The sequence below is a fragment of the Flagellimonas alginilytica genome (assembly GCF_042134605.1).
GTDB lineage: Bacteria > Bacteroidota > Bacteroidia > Flavobacteriales > Flavobacteriaceae > Flagellimonas > Flagellimonas alginolytica.
In genome coordinates, this window is sequence record NZ_CP169638.1 from 2,829,560 (window position 1) to 2,845,591 (window position 16,032).

At 43.1% G+C, this 16,032-nt stretch carries 16 protein-coding genes; 1 reads left to right on the plus strand and 15 read right to left on the minus strand.

Annotation, left to right across the window (positions count from 1 at the left end; all coding sequences use genetic code 11):
- Positions 1 to 2: 2 nt before the first annotated feature.
- The 11 genes from ABTP35_RS12640 to ABTP35_RS12690 form a co-directional block, all read right to left on the minus strand.
- The gene (locus tag ABTP35_RS12640; RefSeq protein WP_207025710.1) at positions 3 to 1,073 is read right to left on the minus strand and encodes a flavin reductase family protein; all 1,071 of its coding nucleotides are present in this window, start codon (positions 1,071 to 1,073) and stop codon (positions 3 to 5) included.
- Positions 1,074 to 1,182: 109 nt separating this feature from the next.
- Positions 1,183 to 1,599: a hypothetical protein gene (locus ABTP35_RS12645; protein ID WP_207025711.1), complete on the minus strand. Its 417-nt coding sequence runs from the start codon at positions 1,597 to 1,599 to the stop codon at positions 1,183 to 1,185.
- 107 nt (positions 1,600 to 1,706) lie between these two features.
- The gene (locus ABTP35_RS12650; protein ID WP_207025712.1) at positions 1,707 to 1,952 is read right to left on the minus strand and encodes a heavy-metal-associated domain-containing protein; all 246 of its coding nucleotides are present in this window, start codon (positions 1,950 to 1,952) and stop codon (positions 1,707 to 1,709) included.
- Positions 1,953 to 2,060: 108 nt separating this feature from the next.
- A complete protein-coding gene (locus tag ABTP35_RS12655; protein WP_207025713.1) occupies positions 2,061 to 2,570 on the minus strand; it encodes a plastocyanin/azurin family copper-binding protein in 510 nt (169 codons plus the stop codon).
- A gap of 165 nt (positions 2,571 to 2,735) precedes the next feature.
- Entirely contained in the window at positions 2,736 to 3,080 is a 345-nt protein-coding gene (locus ABTP35_RS12660) for a four-helix bundle copper-binding protein (RefSeq protein ID WP_207025714.1), read from the minus strand.
- 171 nt (positions 3,081 to 3,251) lie between these two features.
- Positions 3,252 to 3,656 (minus strand): hypothetical protein, encoded by a 405-nt coding sequence (locus tag ABTP35_RS12665; protein ID WP_207025715.1) that lies wholly within the window; start codon positions 3,654 to 3,656, stop codon positions 3,252 to 3,254.
- Between the two features lie 244 nt (positions 3,657 to 3,900).
- Positions 3,901 to 4,284, minus strand: a complete 384-nt coding sequence (locus ABTP35_RS12670; RefSeq protein WP_207025716.1) for a hypothetical protein — start codon at positions 4,282 to 4,284, stop codon at positions 3,901 to 3,903.
- 50 nt (positions 4,285 to 4,334) lie between these two features.
- Positions 4,335 to 5,288, minus strand: coding sequence for a cation diffusion facilitator family transporter (locus ABTP35_RS12675; protein ID WP_207025717.1), 954 nt, complete (start codon positions 5,286 to 5,288; stop codon positions 4,335 to 4,337).
- A gap of 11 nt (positions 5,289 to 5,299) precedes the next feature.
- The gene (locus ABTP35_RS12680) at positions 5,300 to 5,611 is read right to left on the minus strand and encodes a DUF5661 family protein (RefSeq protein WP_375334235.1); all 312 of its coding nucleotides are present in this window, start codon (positions 5,609 to 5,611) and stop codon (positions 5,300 to 5,302) included.
- A 49-nt stretch (positions 5,612 to 5,660) separates the two neighbouring features.
- A complete protein-coding gene (locus ABTP35_RS12685) occupies positions 5,661 to 8,072 on the minus strand; it encodes a heavy metal translocating P-type ATPase (protein WP_207025725.1) in 2,412 nt (803 codons plus the stop codon).
- A 90-nt stretch (positions 8,073 to 8,162) separates the two neighbouring features.
- Complete coding sequence (locus tag ABTP35_RS12690; RefSeq protein WP_207025726.1) at positions 8,163 to 8,726, minus strand: AraC family transcriptional regulator; 564 nt, start codon at positions 8,724 to 8,726, stop codon at positions 8,163 to 8,165.
- Positions 8,727 to 9,572: 846 nt separating this feature from the next.
- Here ABTP35_RS12690 and ABTP35_RS12695 point away from each other — a divergent pair.
- Positions 9,573 to 10,049, plus strand: coding sequence for a hypothetical protein (locus tag ABTP35_RS12695; protein ID WP_207025728.1), 477 nt, complete (start codon positions 9,573 to 9,575; stop codon positions 10,047 to 10,049).
- Between the two features lie 41 nt (positions 10,050 to 10,090).
- On the opposite strand, the gene ABTP35_RS12700 is transcribed toward ABTP35_RS12695, so the two are convergent.
- The 4 genes from ABTP35_RS12700 to traM are packed head-to-tail and all read right to left on the minus strand — an operon-like array spanning position 10,091 to position 16,024.
- Positions 10,091 to 13,447, minus strand: coding sequence for a TraQ conjugal transfer family protein (locus ABTP35_RS12700; protein WP_207025730.1), 3,357 nt, complete (start codon positions 13,445 to 13,447; stop codon positions 10,091 to 10,093).
- Positions 13,448 to 13,462: 15 nt separating this feature from the next.
- Entirely contained in the window at positions 13,463 to 14,008 is a 546-nt protein-coding gene (locus tag ABTP35_RS12705) for a conjugal transfer protein TraO (RefSeq protein ID WP_207025734.1), read from the minus strand.
- A 2-nt stretch (positions 14,009 to 14,010) separates the two neighbouring features.
- Positions 14,011 to 15,003, minus strand: a complete 993-nt coding sequence (locus ABTP35_RS12710; RefSeq protein WP_207025735.1) for a DUF4138 domain-containing protein — start codon at positions 15,001 to 15,003, stop codon at positions 14,011 to 14,013.
- Between the two features lie 10 nt (positions 15,004 to 15,013).
- Positions 15,014 to 16,024: a conjugative transposon protein TraM gene (gene traM / locus ABTP35_RS12715; protein WP_207025737.1), complete on the minus strand. Its 1,011-nt coding sequence runs from the start codon at positions 16,022 to 16,024 to the stop codon at positions 15,014 to 15,016.
- Positions 16,025 to 16,032 lie beyond the last annotated feature (8 nt).

The window sequence follows — 16,032 nt, forward strand, 5'->3', positions numbered from 1 at the left end:
TGTTATTGTATCGTAACACAAACATCTGCATTCATTGGATAGCTTTGGCATAGCAAAATTATTCCCTCTGCCATATCCTGTTCTGTTAATGCGCCGTTATGGAGCATCCTAACTTCTCCATCTGTTTTTAATGCCCAACAAGCCCCGCAGGTTCCGTTCTTACAGGAACTTGACACTTTGATATGATGCTCTTTCATCGCATCCAAAAGCGACTGCTTCGGCTGCACCTCAATGAGTGAAGTGCATTCATAGGTTTGTTTTTCATCATTTTCGTAATAATCCTCGTAATAGTTTACAATCACATCTTTGGCAATACCGTTCGTTTCCAAATCGCCCGGATCCAACGGAACCGGGTCAAAGTATTCCAAATGGATATGGTCTTTGGGAATGTTCAAACCAATTAAAGCATCCCGGTACAAATCCATCAGCCCATTTGGTCCACAGATGAAGTAATGGGCTGCCTGAACCTCGCCAACAAGTCTTTTAATAACCGAACGTAAAACAAGCAGATTAAACCTGCCTGCAACGTGGTTGATTTTGGTGGAAATAAAATCGGGTGCGGTAAAGGAATAACAAATATTCAGTTCTTGCGCTGCCTGCATCGCTTCCAATTCATTCCAAAATATGGTATCTTCCGGTGTTTTGTTACTGTACACCAGTAAGGGAATTTGGCTGCTGCTTTCAATACTTTTTAGCATTGAGAACAAAGGCGAAATGCCGCTACCACCTGCCAACAGTACGATTTGGGATTGGGTTGCTATCTGCTCTTCCAAGACAAAGCTGCCAAAGGGGGCTTCTATTTCCCAGGCTTCGATATGGTATGCATTATCCAGTATGTAATTGCTCATCTTGCCACCAGTAACCCTTTTGATAGTAATGGCAGGAAATTCGTCAGAAGGCACCGAACTGAACGAATACGAACGTATAAGTAGTTCGCCATTTATGGTAAGCCTGATGTTGAGATACTGACCGGGCAAGTAAGTAAATGCCTGCTGCTCCGTGTCAAAGTATAGGGTAATGGTATCTTCTGTTTCCTTTGTAATTTTATGTGTTCGCCACGTGTATTTCTTCATTCCTGGGTAGTTTCCTGTCTTGCATTGCTGATAAAAAGAAAACCTCTGCTTCTGTACACAAAGCGAGGTTTCATCAAGACTTCTATTTAAAAGTTTGCTGTTCTGACAATTATAGTCCGTTTTGCTTTTCCTGTTGTCTTTTGATGATTTCGAGCTTGTTTTTTCGTATCTGCTTAAAATGGGCAGATGTTAATCCTGTGTAAGTCATTAATTGCTCGGATAGTTCAGTTGGCTTCTGATAGCCCAACGCTTTAGCGATTTGTGACAACGATTGCTCGGTGTACACCAGTAACTCTTTTACCTTTTCGATAATACGCCTGATATAGATAATTTCAAGGCTTATATCGCATTTAACGAGAAACAGATTGTTCAACTGTTGATAATCCGTTTTAAGTTCGTTAGTAACCTGCACGGCAAACGGTGCAGATATACCTGTATCCAATCGGGTCTGAATTATCCGGTCTGCTACATTGCAAACTTTCGTCATTATGTCCGAACAGTCGCCTGAATTTTGTTTCTGTAACATAGCTTTTCATTTATGGAACGAGGTTTTTAACTGTTTCATACTTTGGTGTAGCTTTGGTAAAAATCCCGAAGATGTACCTGCGTACACTCTCCGGGACTGCCCAAAACTTATCCGCAGCATCCTGTTGAACAACTTGAAGCCTTTTCGCTGTCGTCGCCGCCAACTTTGTAGCCTGCTTTTTCAATAGCCTCAACCAACTCTTCTTTCACTTCATCGCTTTCAACCGAAACAGATAATTTTCCTGCTTCCAATTTTTCTACTTTAATGCCGTCAATGTCTTTGATTGCTCCGTTTACTCTTGACTGGCAATGTGCACTTTGCATATCTGGTATGCTTAATTCTACATTTTTCATTTTGAACTTATTTTTTATTGTTATACAAATTTCCGTATTAAACGGGGTGTTACTATTATGGTATTCCTTGTAAGATTTGTGATTTTTACTGATTTGGAAATCGCCGTGTTATTCCACGATTAGTTTGCCTTTCATATAGATGTAATGACCGGGAAACGAGCATAAGAAATCATATGAACCTTTAGTCGGAGCCGTAAAAGTAATTTCTGTGGTTTGCCCGCCGCCAATCATTTCTGTTTTAGCGATTACGGCGTTTTCCATTCCTTTAGGTATGTAGCCGTTGTCTTTAGCATCTATTGCAGCATTAGCAAAGGCATTAAAGTCCGTGCCCTGGGCAAGAATGACAACATTGTGTCCCATTGCCTCAATCGGCACTTTACCCACGTGCTTTAGGATGAGCTTTACGGTTTCGCCTGCTTTGGTTTTCAGTTCGGTTTTGTCGAACTTCATATCATCGCCGCCATTTATGGTAATTACGTTTTCGTTCCCTGTTTCTGCCGGGGCAACAGTTTCTTCTGTTACAGGCTTATTACTCTCCTGTGTGTTCTGTTCTTTTTGCTGATTGTTGTTACAGGCAGTAAATGCAATTACCGACAATGCTAACACTAACTTTTTCATTTCTATTTGAGATTTTATTTGTTATCTGATAGTGCAAATTTCAGTACAACAGGTTAGTTCCTTATTACGCTTTTCCGTGTTTGATTTGTGATATTTACTGATTTGGCAAGGCACAAAAAAAGAGTGTTTAAACAAACCCTCTTTTTTTACAATGATAATAACAGATTAAGCAGCTTTAATCATTTCTTCACAAGCCTGTGCACATTTTCTACACGCTTCAGCGCATTCTTTACAGTGCTCCATTCCCATATTTGCGTGTGCTTCGCACTCATCGGCGCAAGCATTGCAAATTTCGATGCACAGTTTACAAATTTCTTTGCTGAATTTACCATCAAGGCTCAGAACATTTGCTGCTGCCTGGCATATAGCTACGCATTCAAGATTAAGCTGAATACACTTTTTAAGATGTGCTACATCTTTCTCGTTTAAACACGCTACGGCACACTGATTACATAGAGCTATACAATTAAGGCAGGCTTCGATGCAAGATTGGAATTTTGTTTGTATCATAATCTTAAAATTTAAAAAATGTGAATAAATTAAGCGATATCACATAAATGTTAGACCTTAACACAAATGATTTCGTGTAAAATTCCTTGTTTAATTTGTAAGATTTACTGATTTGGGATTACGTGATATTTAAGGTATTATTTTACAAAGGTGAATATCACTTTTTGATTGCTATTCATACTTAGTGGACTTATCGGCTCTCTGATAAGAGCCAAGATTAATAATGTTACTTGCTAAAGTTGTAGCATACAATTCACGTTCTTTTAGTGCTACGGCTTCTTTTAGGACATTATACCTGTCTGGTAACTTATTTACATTACTATAATAGTCGAAAAGTATTGGATTATTTCTAAAATAAATTGTCCTCAATTGCTTCAGTTCAACTGTAATCAGTTCTTTGCTATCAATTGCAATAACATTTTGCGAGATGAGTTGGTAACATTTTATAAGTTCTTCTGAAATTACCAACTCTAATATCGTATTAATGCTTCCAAAAAAGCTAAAGAACCTGCTTCTTGATATTTCCGCAGCCGATATAATGTCAAATATTTTCAAGTCCTTTAAGCTCTTGCTCATTAAGACTGTCCTTACGTTTTTAATGGATTTGCGGACAAGGCTCGCATTCTTTATATCATTGTTCATCATTAGGAAATTCCCTCTGTATCGTTAGACCATAAACAAATCTACCTATAAGCTAAGGGCTTGAAAGTGCGATATGACTGCTAAGATTTGTAATTTTTACGGGTGTAGGGTAAAAAAAAACGGCAGTCCCAATTAAGGAACCACCGTCTTAGCAAACGCAATAAAGCTAAGTTCTACATTATTTTTTCAGTTTGTCAGCAGGCGGGTTATAATCAGCCAATTTCGTTACTTTTACGGTATCAACCCCTGTAATATCCCAAGTGATAGGTATCATTGTCATATACTCACATTTTGGGCACATATCGCCCTCTGAACCTACCATTTCTTTATGACCTGGGCAACCTGTAATCAGGTGTCCGTGGGCATCAATCAGTTCGCCTTTTTCATTCCTATTTTTGGCTGCAATTTTTTCGGCAGGCTTATCAACCACTTGTTCAGTTGCGTGGTCGTGTCCATCGCCCTCGGTGTGTGCGTGTCCGTCCTTTGCAGTTTTGGTATCGCCACCACAAGAGGCTAAGAAGATGGCTAAAGAGGCGAATGCACCTATCAATAATTTGTTCATTTTTATTTTTTTAGAGATTAAAACTTAATTATAAACAGTATTCAATTAGATTAATGATGATGATGGTGGTCGTGTCCTGACGGGTCTGCCTTTACAGTACACAACATCGAATTGTCGTGCTTGTGTTCAGGCGTTTCTAATTGTATAGTGACGTGATGGATGTTCAGGTGTTCCAGTGTGTGTTCGACTTTGCGGAGCAATGTTTCACTTTCCCCAATCGTCATTTTCCCATCCACAACCAAGTGGCAAGTAAGTGCATTCAAGCCGCTTGTAATCGTCCATATATGTAGGTCGTGCATACCGATAACACCATCCGTTTTCAGGATTTTTTCTGTTACCTTTTCGACCTCCACATTTTCCGGTGTTCCCTCCATCAGTATATGTACCGATGATTTGGTAACATAGTAACCGCTTCGCAATACCAGTATGGAAACGATAATACTTGCCAATGGGTCTGCCCATCCCCAACCGAAGAACATAATCAGTAAAGCTGCAATGATAGCACCTACCGAACCCAGCATATCGCTGATAACGTGAAGGTAGGCTCCACGCATATTGAGGTTTTCTTTTACATCAGCACCACGTATCATTATCCAGGCTACAAGTACATTAACCAGTAAGCCGATGAATGCCACAATGAGCATACCGCTTGATTGTATTTCCGGTGGGTTCTGAAAGCGTTCTATCGCTTCGTAAATAATATAGCCTGAAATCAGTATCAGCGTTGCGCCGTTGATAACTGCTGCAAGTATTTCAAATCGTTTGTAGCCATACGTCTTCCCGTAGTCAGCTACTTTACTGCTGAACTTAAATGCCATCAATGCAATGAATAATGATACTGCATCGCTCAACATATGCCCGGCATCGGCTAATAGAGCAAGGCTATTGGTCAGTAATCCGCCGATTACCTCTATTGCCATATAAGCAGTGATGATAATTAAGCTAATGGTCAGTGTCTTTTTATTTGCACTGTGCGAGTGGCTGTGCCCGTGGTCATGTCCCATATTTTCTTGAATTATTGTTTGTCTAATTGAGGCACTTCCATTCCAAAACCTTTGTACAGTCTTGTATAGTAATCTGAAAAAGCGTTTAAATGTGCCAAGGCGATTTTTGCCGTAAGAATAGGGTCGTTACCTGTAACATTGGTTGCCTCATCATGTAATCCATGTTCAAGTTCTACTTCAAGACCAATGCGAAATTCACTTAACGGTATTTTGTTCCAATCAATTTTCAACTGGTCGCCGATAGATTTAGCTTCTTCTGCTGTAAAATGTGCTTTCTTTTCCATTGTTATATTTAATTTTTGATTTGCTGTAGCAAATTTCACAGCAAAACATTTGTAATTAGTTCGTTATTCCTTGTTCCATTTGTAAGGTTTACTTCTTCCATTTCAAACGTAAACTGTTACTTACCACGCTAACACTACTTAGAGCCATCGCTGCACCTGCAATCATCGGGTTTAATAAAAAGCCATTAATGGGGTAAAGAATACCTGCGGCAATCGGAATACCAATAAGGTTATAGATGAACGCCCAAAACAGGTTTTGCTTAATGGTGGCTACTGTCTGCTTTGACAATCTAATCGACTGTGGTATTTTGGTCAGGTCTGATGAAATGATGGTCATTTTAGCCACGTCCATTGCGATATCCGAACCTTTGCCCATTGCTATACTTACGTCGGCTGTTGCCAGTGCGGTACTGTCATTGATACCATCCCCAACCATCGCTACCATTTTGCCTTGTGCTTGCAGTTCTTTTACAAAGTCTGCTTTGTGCTGTGGCAATACTTCTGCCTTATAATGCTTGATGCCTGTTTGTAATGCAATCGCTTTTGCGGTAGCTTCATTATCTCCGGTCAGCATATAAAGGTCTATGCCCATTTCCTGCATTTCTTTGATAGCTGCTACCGATGTTTCTTTGATTTTATCGGCAATAGCCACTACCGAAAGAGCTTGTTTGCTGTTCGCAAACCAAATAACGGTTTTAGACTGTGTGCCCCATTCGTCCGCCTGCTGTTGCAGTTGGTCGGCAATGGTAATATTGTTTTCGGCTAACAGCTTTTTATTACCTACATAGTAGGTATCGTTGTTGTAATCGGCTTTTGCGCCTTTACCTGTGATACTATCGAAGTTGGATAATGCAGTGGCGGAAACGCCTTCCAAATGTTTCACAACGGCTTCAGCTAATGGGTGCTCCGATTGCTTTTCAATACTCAATAAAACATCTTTAGTTGTATCATCATTGTTCAGCCATTGTATGCCAGTTACCTGTGGTCTTCCCTCGGTAATTGTTCCGGTTTTATCCAGTACGATAGCATTTATTTTTTTCGCTAATTCAAGACTTTCGGCATCTTTAATCAGGATGCCGTTTTCAGCACCTTTACCCACGCCTACCATAATAGCGGTCGGTGTAGCTAAGCCTAAAGCACAAGGACAAGCGATAACCAGTACGGTAACGGCTGCTAAAAGACCTTGCACTACGCCGTTGTCGCCTCCTAAGAAGTACCAAAGAATAAATGTAAGAATGGCAATGCTGATTACTACGGGAACGAAAATCCCTGCGATTTTATCTACCAGTTTTTGTACCGGAGCTTTACTCCCCTGTGCATCCTGTACCATTTTGATGATGTGGGCAAGCATTGTTTCTTTACCCACTTTTACCGCCTTAAATTGGAAGCTGCCTTTTTGGTTGATGGTTCCTGCAAATACTTTTTCGTTCTCTTTTTTCAGTACCGGAATAGGCTCGCCGCTTAGCATACTTTCATCTACATACGAGTTGCCCGATACGACCATTCCGTCCACTGCGATTTTTTCGCCCGGCTTAACCAAAATAATGTCGCCTGCGTTTACATCTTCGATAGCTTTTTGTCTTTCGGTTCCGTCAGCTTCTATCACTATAACCGTTTTCGGCTGTAAGCCCATCAGCTTTTTAATAGCTGATGAGGTGTTGCCTTTGGCTTTTTCTTCCAATAGCTTACCTAACAGGATGAATGCGATAATAACGGCTGCTGCTTCAAAATAGACGTGAGCGTGTAAACCCCTTTGATGCCAAAAGTCCATAAACAGCATATTGAACACGCTGAATATGTAAGCAATACCTGTACTCAATGCTACAAGCGTGTCCATATTGGCAGAACGATGTTTCGCCTGCTTCCACGCATTGATAAAAAAGTCTTTGCCTAACCAAAGCACTACCGGAGTGGAGAATGCCCACATTATTTCATTACCATAGGGCATATCCATAAAGAACATACCGATAATGACTACCGGGAGCGATAAGATTACCGCCCAAATGGTTTTGTTTTTAAGTTTTCTGAATTTTTCGGCGTGGATAGCTTCTAAGGTTTCCTGCTGCTTGTTCTCGTCTTCAAGTAAAAGGTCATAACCGCCGTCCTGCACCGCTTTTCTGATTTGCTCGGAATTGGTCATATTTGGCAGGAACTCGACGGTAAGATTGCCTGTACCGTAATTCACTTCGGCATTTACCACACCCGGAGCGTATTTAACCATACTTTCGGCACTGCCTGCACAGGATGCACAGGTCATACCTAAAACGGGATAGGATTGTTTAACGGTCGGAACGCCGTAGCCTAAATCTTTGATTGCTTTTACAGCTTCGCCTACTACCTCATTATCATTTACGGTAATAGCCGCTCTGCGGTTATTTAGCTCTACCTGATAGGTTTCTATGCCTTTTACCTGTGCAAGTCCTTTTTCAACGATTAATGCACAGTGCTCGCTTTCTACATCCTCTAAAGGAATGTATATTGTTTCATTATTTGTTGCCATATTTCGATTGCTTTATTTTCATAATGCAAAGGTGGCAACAATAAAGAGGACTGTTATTGTGAAATTCTGGGTTTGATTTGTAAGATTTACTTAAACCTTATCCAGTGGCTTGCGTTTGTCTTCCCGTATCTGCTTGAAATGGCTCGGTGTAAGCCCCGTTACTTTCTTAAACTGGTTGCTCAAATATGCCACGCTCGAATAATTCATACGGTCGGCAATCTCGCTCAACGACAGCTCATCGTACACCAACAGTTCTTTTATCTTTTCAACTTTCTGTGCGATAAAATACTTTTCGATAGTCGTACCCTCAATATCGGAAAACAGGTTGGAAAGGTAATTGTAATCGTGGTGAAGCGCATCGCTCAACACGTCCGAAAGATTGGTTTTCCCATCGTTGTCCTGATGATGCACCAGGTCAATGATAACGTTCTTTATTTTCTCTATCATCCGGCTCTTCTTGTCGTCGATGACCTGAAAGCCCAAAGGGTCTAAAGTAGTTTCCAATGCTTCACGCTCTGCCGTGGTTAAATCTTTTTTAAGGGTTATTTCGCCCAGTTTTATATTGTTAGCCGTTATGCCGAGCTTGTCGAGTTCGTTCTGAACTACGAGGATGCAACGGTTGCAGACCATATTTTTGATAAATAATGTACTCATATTTCGCTAAATCACAATTCATTTTATTCAATGATTATACAACTACAAATTTAAGATTAAAAATTTATTTGTTGTGAGCGGCTAAGGAGTGCAGATAAGAATAATTATTGTGGAAAATAGCCAAAATCTTCCCCGTTGTAGAGGAATGTTAACGGTTAAAATGATTTTAATTAATAACTTTTTATGTACTCTGATATTGATAACATAATCCTCTGTAGATACCCCAAAAACTAGGTCATTAAGTTTAATCATTCAATTTAGTGAATATGACACGAAGAAAATTTACCTCGAGGTTCAAGACCAAAGTGGTTCTGGAAGCCTTGAAATAGCGATATAGCCTTGCCTAACTTGCTCAGTATTACAAGATGCACCCTATCCGGATAATCGCATGGAAGCGCGATTTCCTCGATGGGGCCAATCAGGTGTTTGAATCGGGAAAGAAGGACGCCTTGCGCTGAGACCGCTCTCCAAACGCAGGAAAATGATACGCAAGGGGCATTCCAAGATGACCATTGCAAGGCAATGCAGAACATTGTCGGTCTATCGCCCGGGGCTGTATTACAGGCCAAGGGGCGAGAGGGAAATGAACCTGAGGCTCATGCGCGAGATTGACGGCACTAATTCCACCATCCCTTCAAGGGGGGCGAGGCGCATGCACATCTGGTGACAAAGAGGGTACAAGGTGAGCAGGAACTTGATCGACCGCCTCTAATACAGGGTAATGGGCCTCTGGGCCGTCCTTTCGGGAAAACACACATAGCGTATGGAATTAGGTGGATTATTTAAGCACGCTTTTATATCGACCATTGATTATTGTAACTTTGATAATCATAAACATTTATAACCATGCGGAATTACTTAGTAATAATTGGATCAACAATCATTCTTTTTTCTTGTAGCTATGATGATAATGTCTTTGTTGATGACAGGGACGAAGCTCTTTTCGGCCAATGGGAATATGAGGGCATTGATTCTGATACTGCAGTGGACATCAACGGGGATGGAACCGTGAACATTGACCTGTACAACACAAACGAAATCCACCAGTGTTTAAAGGACAACCTGACTTTTTTTACGGAAGGACCAATCGGAGAAAAAAACGAGTTTAGGCTTAATGAAAATGGTCTTTCTTGTGGTGAAGTTGACCCATATAGTACGGTGGAATCGGACAAATATGAATTGCTCAACAATGAAATTCTACACTTTGAGAACAGAAATGATATGAGGATCATGGAGTTTACCAAAAACCGACTTGTATTGGAACAGGATGATTTTTTGGATGATCAGGATGTCGTTATCACATATACTTTCAAACGTAGTTGATACGGATATTGAATAAGTGGGGCATAGACCATTAATGAATTTTATACCCTTACCACGGAGCCAGAAGTCCAATCGCTCCATTGCCCATCACTGTCCCGTACCCTTGCTTCATAAGGCTGGTCCAGATATTTCAATCTACTTTCACGGGGTTCGGTCTCCATTTCAAAATACCTGTCGACACCACTTCCCTTGGCTTCATTATAGTTCAACAGCTTAGTATCCCATCGGTTGTCCTGTCTGTTGAAAATACGGACCTCGACCTGTTCCAGGCTTGCCCGGTTATAGGCCTCCGAACAATTTATGCTAAAGCAAGTGTATATCCTCACTTGATAGTCACAACCATTAAGGCCACCGCAATTGATGTTGTGCTTTTCACCCTTGGCCGCAACGGTCGGCAATTTCAACATTTCGATGGATTCACTCTCGGTCTGAGACTGACCGGTGGAATTCTGCACCAAGAAATTGATCACAAAACTTTGATCCGTTTCGGGAAAGAACTGCATTGGTGCACTTCCATAATCCAGAGGAACAATCTCTCCCTCATTGTAGGTAATCCCCTTGTAATGTATGGTTCCTGCACTTGCCCCGGTAAAAGTGAATACCAATGTGTAGCCAACACTCTGGTCATGGCCCGAAGTAGCGTTGGTTATGGCGGTGATATCGAATGGGTCGTTGATGTACTTATCTTGGGCCGATTGGCTGATGTTGAGTGTGAACGGTTCCTGGTATATCTCATAATTCACGTTGACGTTGGCAGTCTTCTCCACATCGGAAGAGGAACGCACCGTAAAGGTCAGATTATGGTTCCCTTCACTGTTCCCGGTATATTTTCCGGAAAATGTGCCCACGGGCACGGTGAAACTTTCCCCAGCCGAATAAGTGTTGCCATTATACTGAAAAGAACCGTTATTGCCGCTGACGGAGAAATACATTTCATAGGTGTCCCCACCAATACCGATTTCGGAAATATTGAAATTCACATCGATTTCCTCCCCTGTGTATGCCTGTTGGGCAGTTCCGGAAGCTGTGAAATTATAGTCCTTGGCCGAAACGTCCACGGCGATGTTCACCGATTTTTCAAGCCCAGTGTCGTTCTTCGCATAAAAAGTCATGCTTACCGTCCCATCATCGGTTCCCTCAAAGCTCCAATTGAAATTGCCCTTTGGTACCCCATAGAGGTTCCCGGGACTCACCACATTGCCATTACTGTCCTTGATGGTGGCATTTCCGTTCATGCTGAAGCGCATGGTATAGTCGGAGGATCCCACGCTCTCGGAAATATTGAAGTTCAGGGAAGTGGTTTCCTCTACGGTAATATCCGAGCTTTGAATGCCCCCCGTAAAGGTGAAGTCGACCTGGTCAAAGGTAATGGTCGCATTGGATGTACGGGTAACGTCAGAACCTGATTTGACACTCAGTACAATACTGTGCTGCCCTGGTTCAAGGCCTGTATAGGTGATATTGTTTGATCCAGGGCCCATTGGGAAATTCTCCCCTGGTCCATAGGAAACCCCATTGACCAACATGGCTCCGTTCTGGCTCGATGAATAAAAGGCGGTATAGGTGTCGTTCGCTCCATCCGGGACTTCATCGATGTTAACGATGATACCAACGGGATTGTTTGAAAATTCGGTTGCCTTTGAAGGGGTCATGACAATACTGAAATCATTGTTGCCCACCACTACAGTGACCTGTTCTTCCAAAAGCTGACCATTACTGTCGCGCAATAAAAAGGAGATTTCATAGGTTCCTGCCTGCTGCCCTATAAAATCATAGGCAAAACTTCCCGGTGTAACGGTAAAATATTGACTGGGCGTTATCGGGGAATTCCCATTATAGAGTTGGCCATCCCCACCCGTAATGAAATAGTTCAGCTCGTAGGAAACCCCATCATAATCCCTTTTTTCGATAAGGCTCAGCGATATGGCCCCTCGTTGGTCCACCAATACCTCACTGTTGTTGGCAGAGGCACTGAAATCAAGTTCCAACTGTTTTGCATCCAGATCTATTTCGACGGGGCCGACCTCTTGCCCAAAATTGTCGGTCACAAGAAAACTGATCTGATGGCTCCCAAGGCTTTCCGGGGTATAGAAAAGGGAAAAGTTTCCAAGGTCGACAGGGTAGTCCGTATTGTTCTGGATATTGTTCCCGCCCGTCCCCATGACCTTGCCATTGCCCTCGGTTATGTTGTAGGAAATGAAATAATCGATATTGGAGGTATTTCCGCCGGATCTGATGTTGAAATTGAGCTGTGTCCTTTGGTTGACAAATACCTGGTTGCTCTCCGCATTGCCACTAAAAGTGAACGGAATATTGGCGATCTCGATTTCCACACTGTCCCTTTTCATCTGGCCGTTGCTGTCGCGAACATCAAAGTAGATCTTCCGTTGTCCGAGCACATTGTCCTTAAAGGTAAAATTGTAATTGCCCGGGAATATGGATCTAAAGGCCCCGGCGTCCATTACGCCCCCATTTTGGTCCCTAACGGTCCCACCACCCTCACTGCCCGGGGAAAAGGAATGTCCGATATTGTAGGTGACTTCACTTTCCCCGTCCTGTGTTTGGAGGTCGATGTTGATGGCGATGTTGGTGTCGAGTTCCACTTGGGTGGAAGCGCCCGTGGCCCGAAAGGTAAAGTTCAGGTTTCCCACATCGAGGACAAGTTCCCTTGTAATCGTAGCGCCATCGGGGGCCTTCGCCACCATGGTCAACTTGTGTTCGCCCAAGGTCTCAGGAAGGTATTCGAGGTCGCTGACCCCTTTGGGGAGCGCAAAGATATCCCCGGGATCATAGGCGGCATCACCAAAATAGACCTTGCCGGTCCCGTTTTCCAATTGGTAGGAAACCTCAAATTCCTGGTTTCCGTTGTTTGCGGGATCTTCGGTGTCCTTGTCCCTTAAAAGGGTCACACTTACGGGATTTTTGCTGTTGATGATAAATTGGTCGGTCCCTTTGCCCAATAAAAAGCCAAAACTTGCATATGTGGTATTATAGACCAGATCCAGTTCCTTTTCGATCTTGTTGGAGTCCCAAGCAAGGAACTTGACCTTATGTGCACCGGTATCGATTGGCATATAACGGAACGACACATCAAAATCCCCGATGGGAATGGTATCGTTCTGGTATATCGTATCATTCCCTATGGACAGGTAGTATCCCTTACCGTTTTCGATACGGTACTTCATATAATAGGAGGTCGTGGTGACCACTTTTTCCGGTTCCACGGAAAAATCCGTCTTGACCGCCTCAAAGACAAAACCATCGTTGTTGTGGTCTTCCGTAAGGGTAAAATCAAAGGAATCCTGGACGATGCCGTCAAAATCCTTACTGCATGCCAGAACAAACAAAAGGCTCAACAGAATTATGGAAACAAGGTGTAGTGGAGTAATTTTTTTCATAGTGTCCAGTTATGTTCAGAATAAAAAGTAACGCAGGCCGATCCCCACATAGGGATAAAAATTGCCGACATCCGAATTGATATGGTAATATTCATTGGCCTTTATCAATAGGGAAAGGTCGTTCCCTAGGATCATCTCCCATTCGACACCTGCATATATTCCATAGATGAACCTGCTCTTGCCATCTATCACGGCCCCGGTCTCCAGGGTATTGTTCCCGTTGTTGATCACTTCATATCCAATGACCCCGCCCCCACCTATATTCAATGCATATCTCCTGAAATTGGGTTGTTCCCAGACCTTGAAGAAACAGCCAGGCTGGACCGTGAAAATATTATAGGGGATATCATAATCCCCCTTGTCCTCCGCAATGGCGGCAAATATGCTCAACTGGGCATAGGTACTCCTGTCCAGATGGTAATTGTACGTTGCCATGATCCCGAAACCGTCCTCTGCATATCCACCGCTGAGACCCACGGAAGAGGCATAGTTCCCGCCCTGCTGCGCGGAAAGGGATATGGCCATAAACAAGAACGAAAAAAGCACCAATGATCTTCCCATAATCAAAATCGTTTAGGATTGTTTATAATGTCCCTGCCAATGGACATGGACAGGTTACGGTTTCCTCCCTCTTCATCGAGTTCCACCAAAAGTTCCTTTTTGTTGTCCAGGGAGAATTTCTTGAGTACGATGACAAAGTGGTTCTCGGTTCCCCCCTTTACGATCCTGGGGACCTTGTACTCGAACAGAAGACCGTTATTTTTATCAATCGGGATTTTCTGTTCGGAAGCGTTCCTGTACGAACTTTTGATGAAGCATTTGATAAAGTTGATATCGAGGTCGACCCCCTCCTTATTTTCCAGCCTGAACTGGATATAGAGCTCGTCGTTGTTATAGTAAACCCCTTTGAGCCACAGGAAGACATCGCCTTTCCGTGCAAAATAACGCGGGATCCACGCCTTATCGAACTGCATGTAATAACTCCTCAACCGATAGTACTCGATGGGGTCGTGGGCATAAAGGTCCGTGGTGGCCAATTCCAACACCGAGTCCTTCGGTATTTTCTCGATCTCTTGCATGGTCAACGAACGGGATTCCTCCGATTTTAGGGGAGAACCTATACTGGAATTAGGTTCTGGAACTTGAATGGACTTTGGTCCCTGATAGGAAATGGCCCTATCATCAATATTGGTCACCGCCATTTCGGGCCCAATGGTCCAAGTCAATTTTTTGGGGCGGGCATCCAGTTTCAGGATAAAATCAAAGAGGTTCCCGGATCTGGTGATGACCGTCAGGTTGGTATAGTTTTCCTTTTCGGTGGCCAGATCATCATAGTATACTTTTAGGATACGAGGGTTGAACCGGCTCCCGATCTCCTTTGGGAAGTCCACTGCAAATCCGATATCGCTCCCAATGATACTTTCGGCGATATCTTCCGGAAAGATCAAGATGGTCTTGAACTTTCTGGAAACCTCGATGGTATCACGGATTCCCTGCGCGGAAAGCCCATGGTCCATCAATAAAAAGAAAAGAAACAATAGTAGTTTTTTACCCATAGAGTGCCGTTTACGTTTTCAGGAAAACCTTGTACCCGTTGATCAACAATATTTCGTCGCGGTCCTTCCTTTTTTTATTGGAGAAGAACTTGCCGAATGCCCGTATCGCGTTTTCCGTCATGGGGAGGTCCATTCCATTGGACAGGTCCCTTGAGATGTCCCCCAAGGCACCCTCTTCCACATCGGCGTAGAATTCTGTGAGCAGTTTCCCCGCCCTTTCATTGTAGATACCGAGACCGCCATCCTCCTGGTCATATGCCTTCAGTGCAATTGGAAAATTCCCTATGTTCGAAATATCCATCAACAATCTGGACCCTTGGATGTTCACGGTGGCATAGACAAAGGTGTTCTTGGGGAAAATCCGATCGGCAACCCTGAGTTCTTCCCGTAAGATCAGGGTCACCCTACTGCCGGGAACGACGAATTGGTCCCTATATACCGTGGCCTTCGCCCTTATATCGGCCAAAAGGGCACTATGTTGTGAAACGCTTTCGTTCGGGGCCGAGAAATCCTGGCTTCCCGATCTGCGTTCCTCCCTTGCGCGCTGTAACATTTTTCGGTATTCGATGCGCTTTTCGGTCTCCGAAGGCCCGTTTGTGCCGGAAACATCCGTGTTGTTCGGGACAGTGCCCTCCAATCGCCCCGTTTCAGGTTTGGATAAGGAATTGCCATCGACCAATGAGAAATTTTCAAGGTCTTTCAGGATCTTTTCAAGGGAATCGTTCTCTTTCTCCCTGTCCACTATGTTTGCAGGCCCATCTTTTTTTTGGGATCTGTCCAATGAATCCTTGATCGACTCCTTATAGTAGGTGTTGGGATCTTTTATTTCCATCCCACTTGACCTATCCGGCAGGGAATCATTATAGCCATCGGTCATTCCTCCATCTTGGATGGCACCCTTCAATCCATTGAAACTGGTGGACAAAAAATATATAAGGAGCAGGATGGCAATGGGAAGGGCGAGGGCGAACCCTTTATGGTCCCTGATCCAGTCGTTCAATTTATGGGTGTTCAATGCCATAGTAAAAT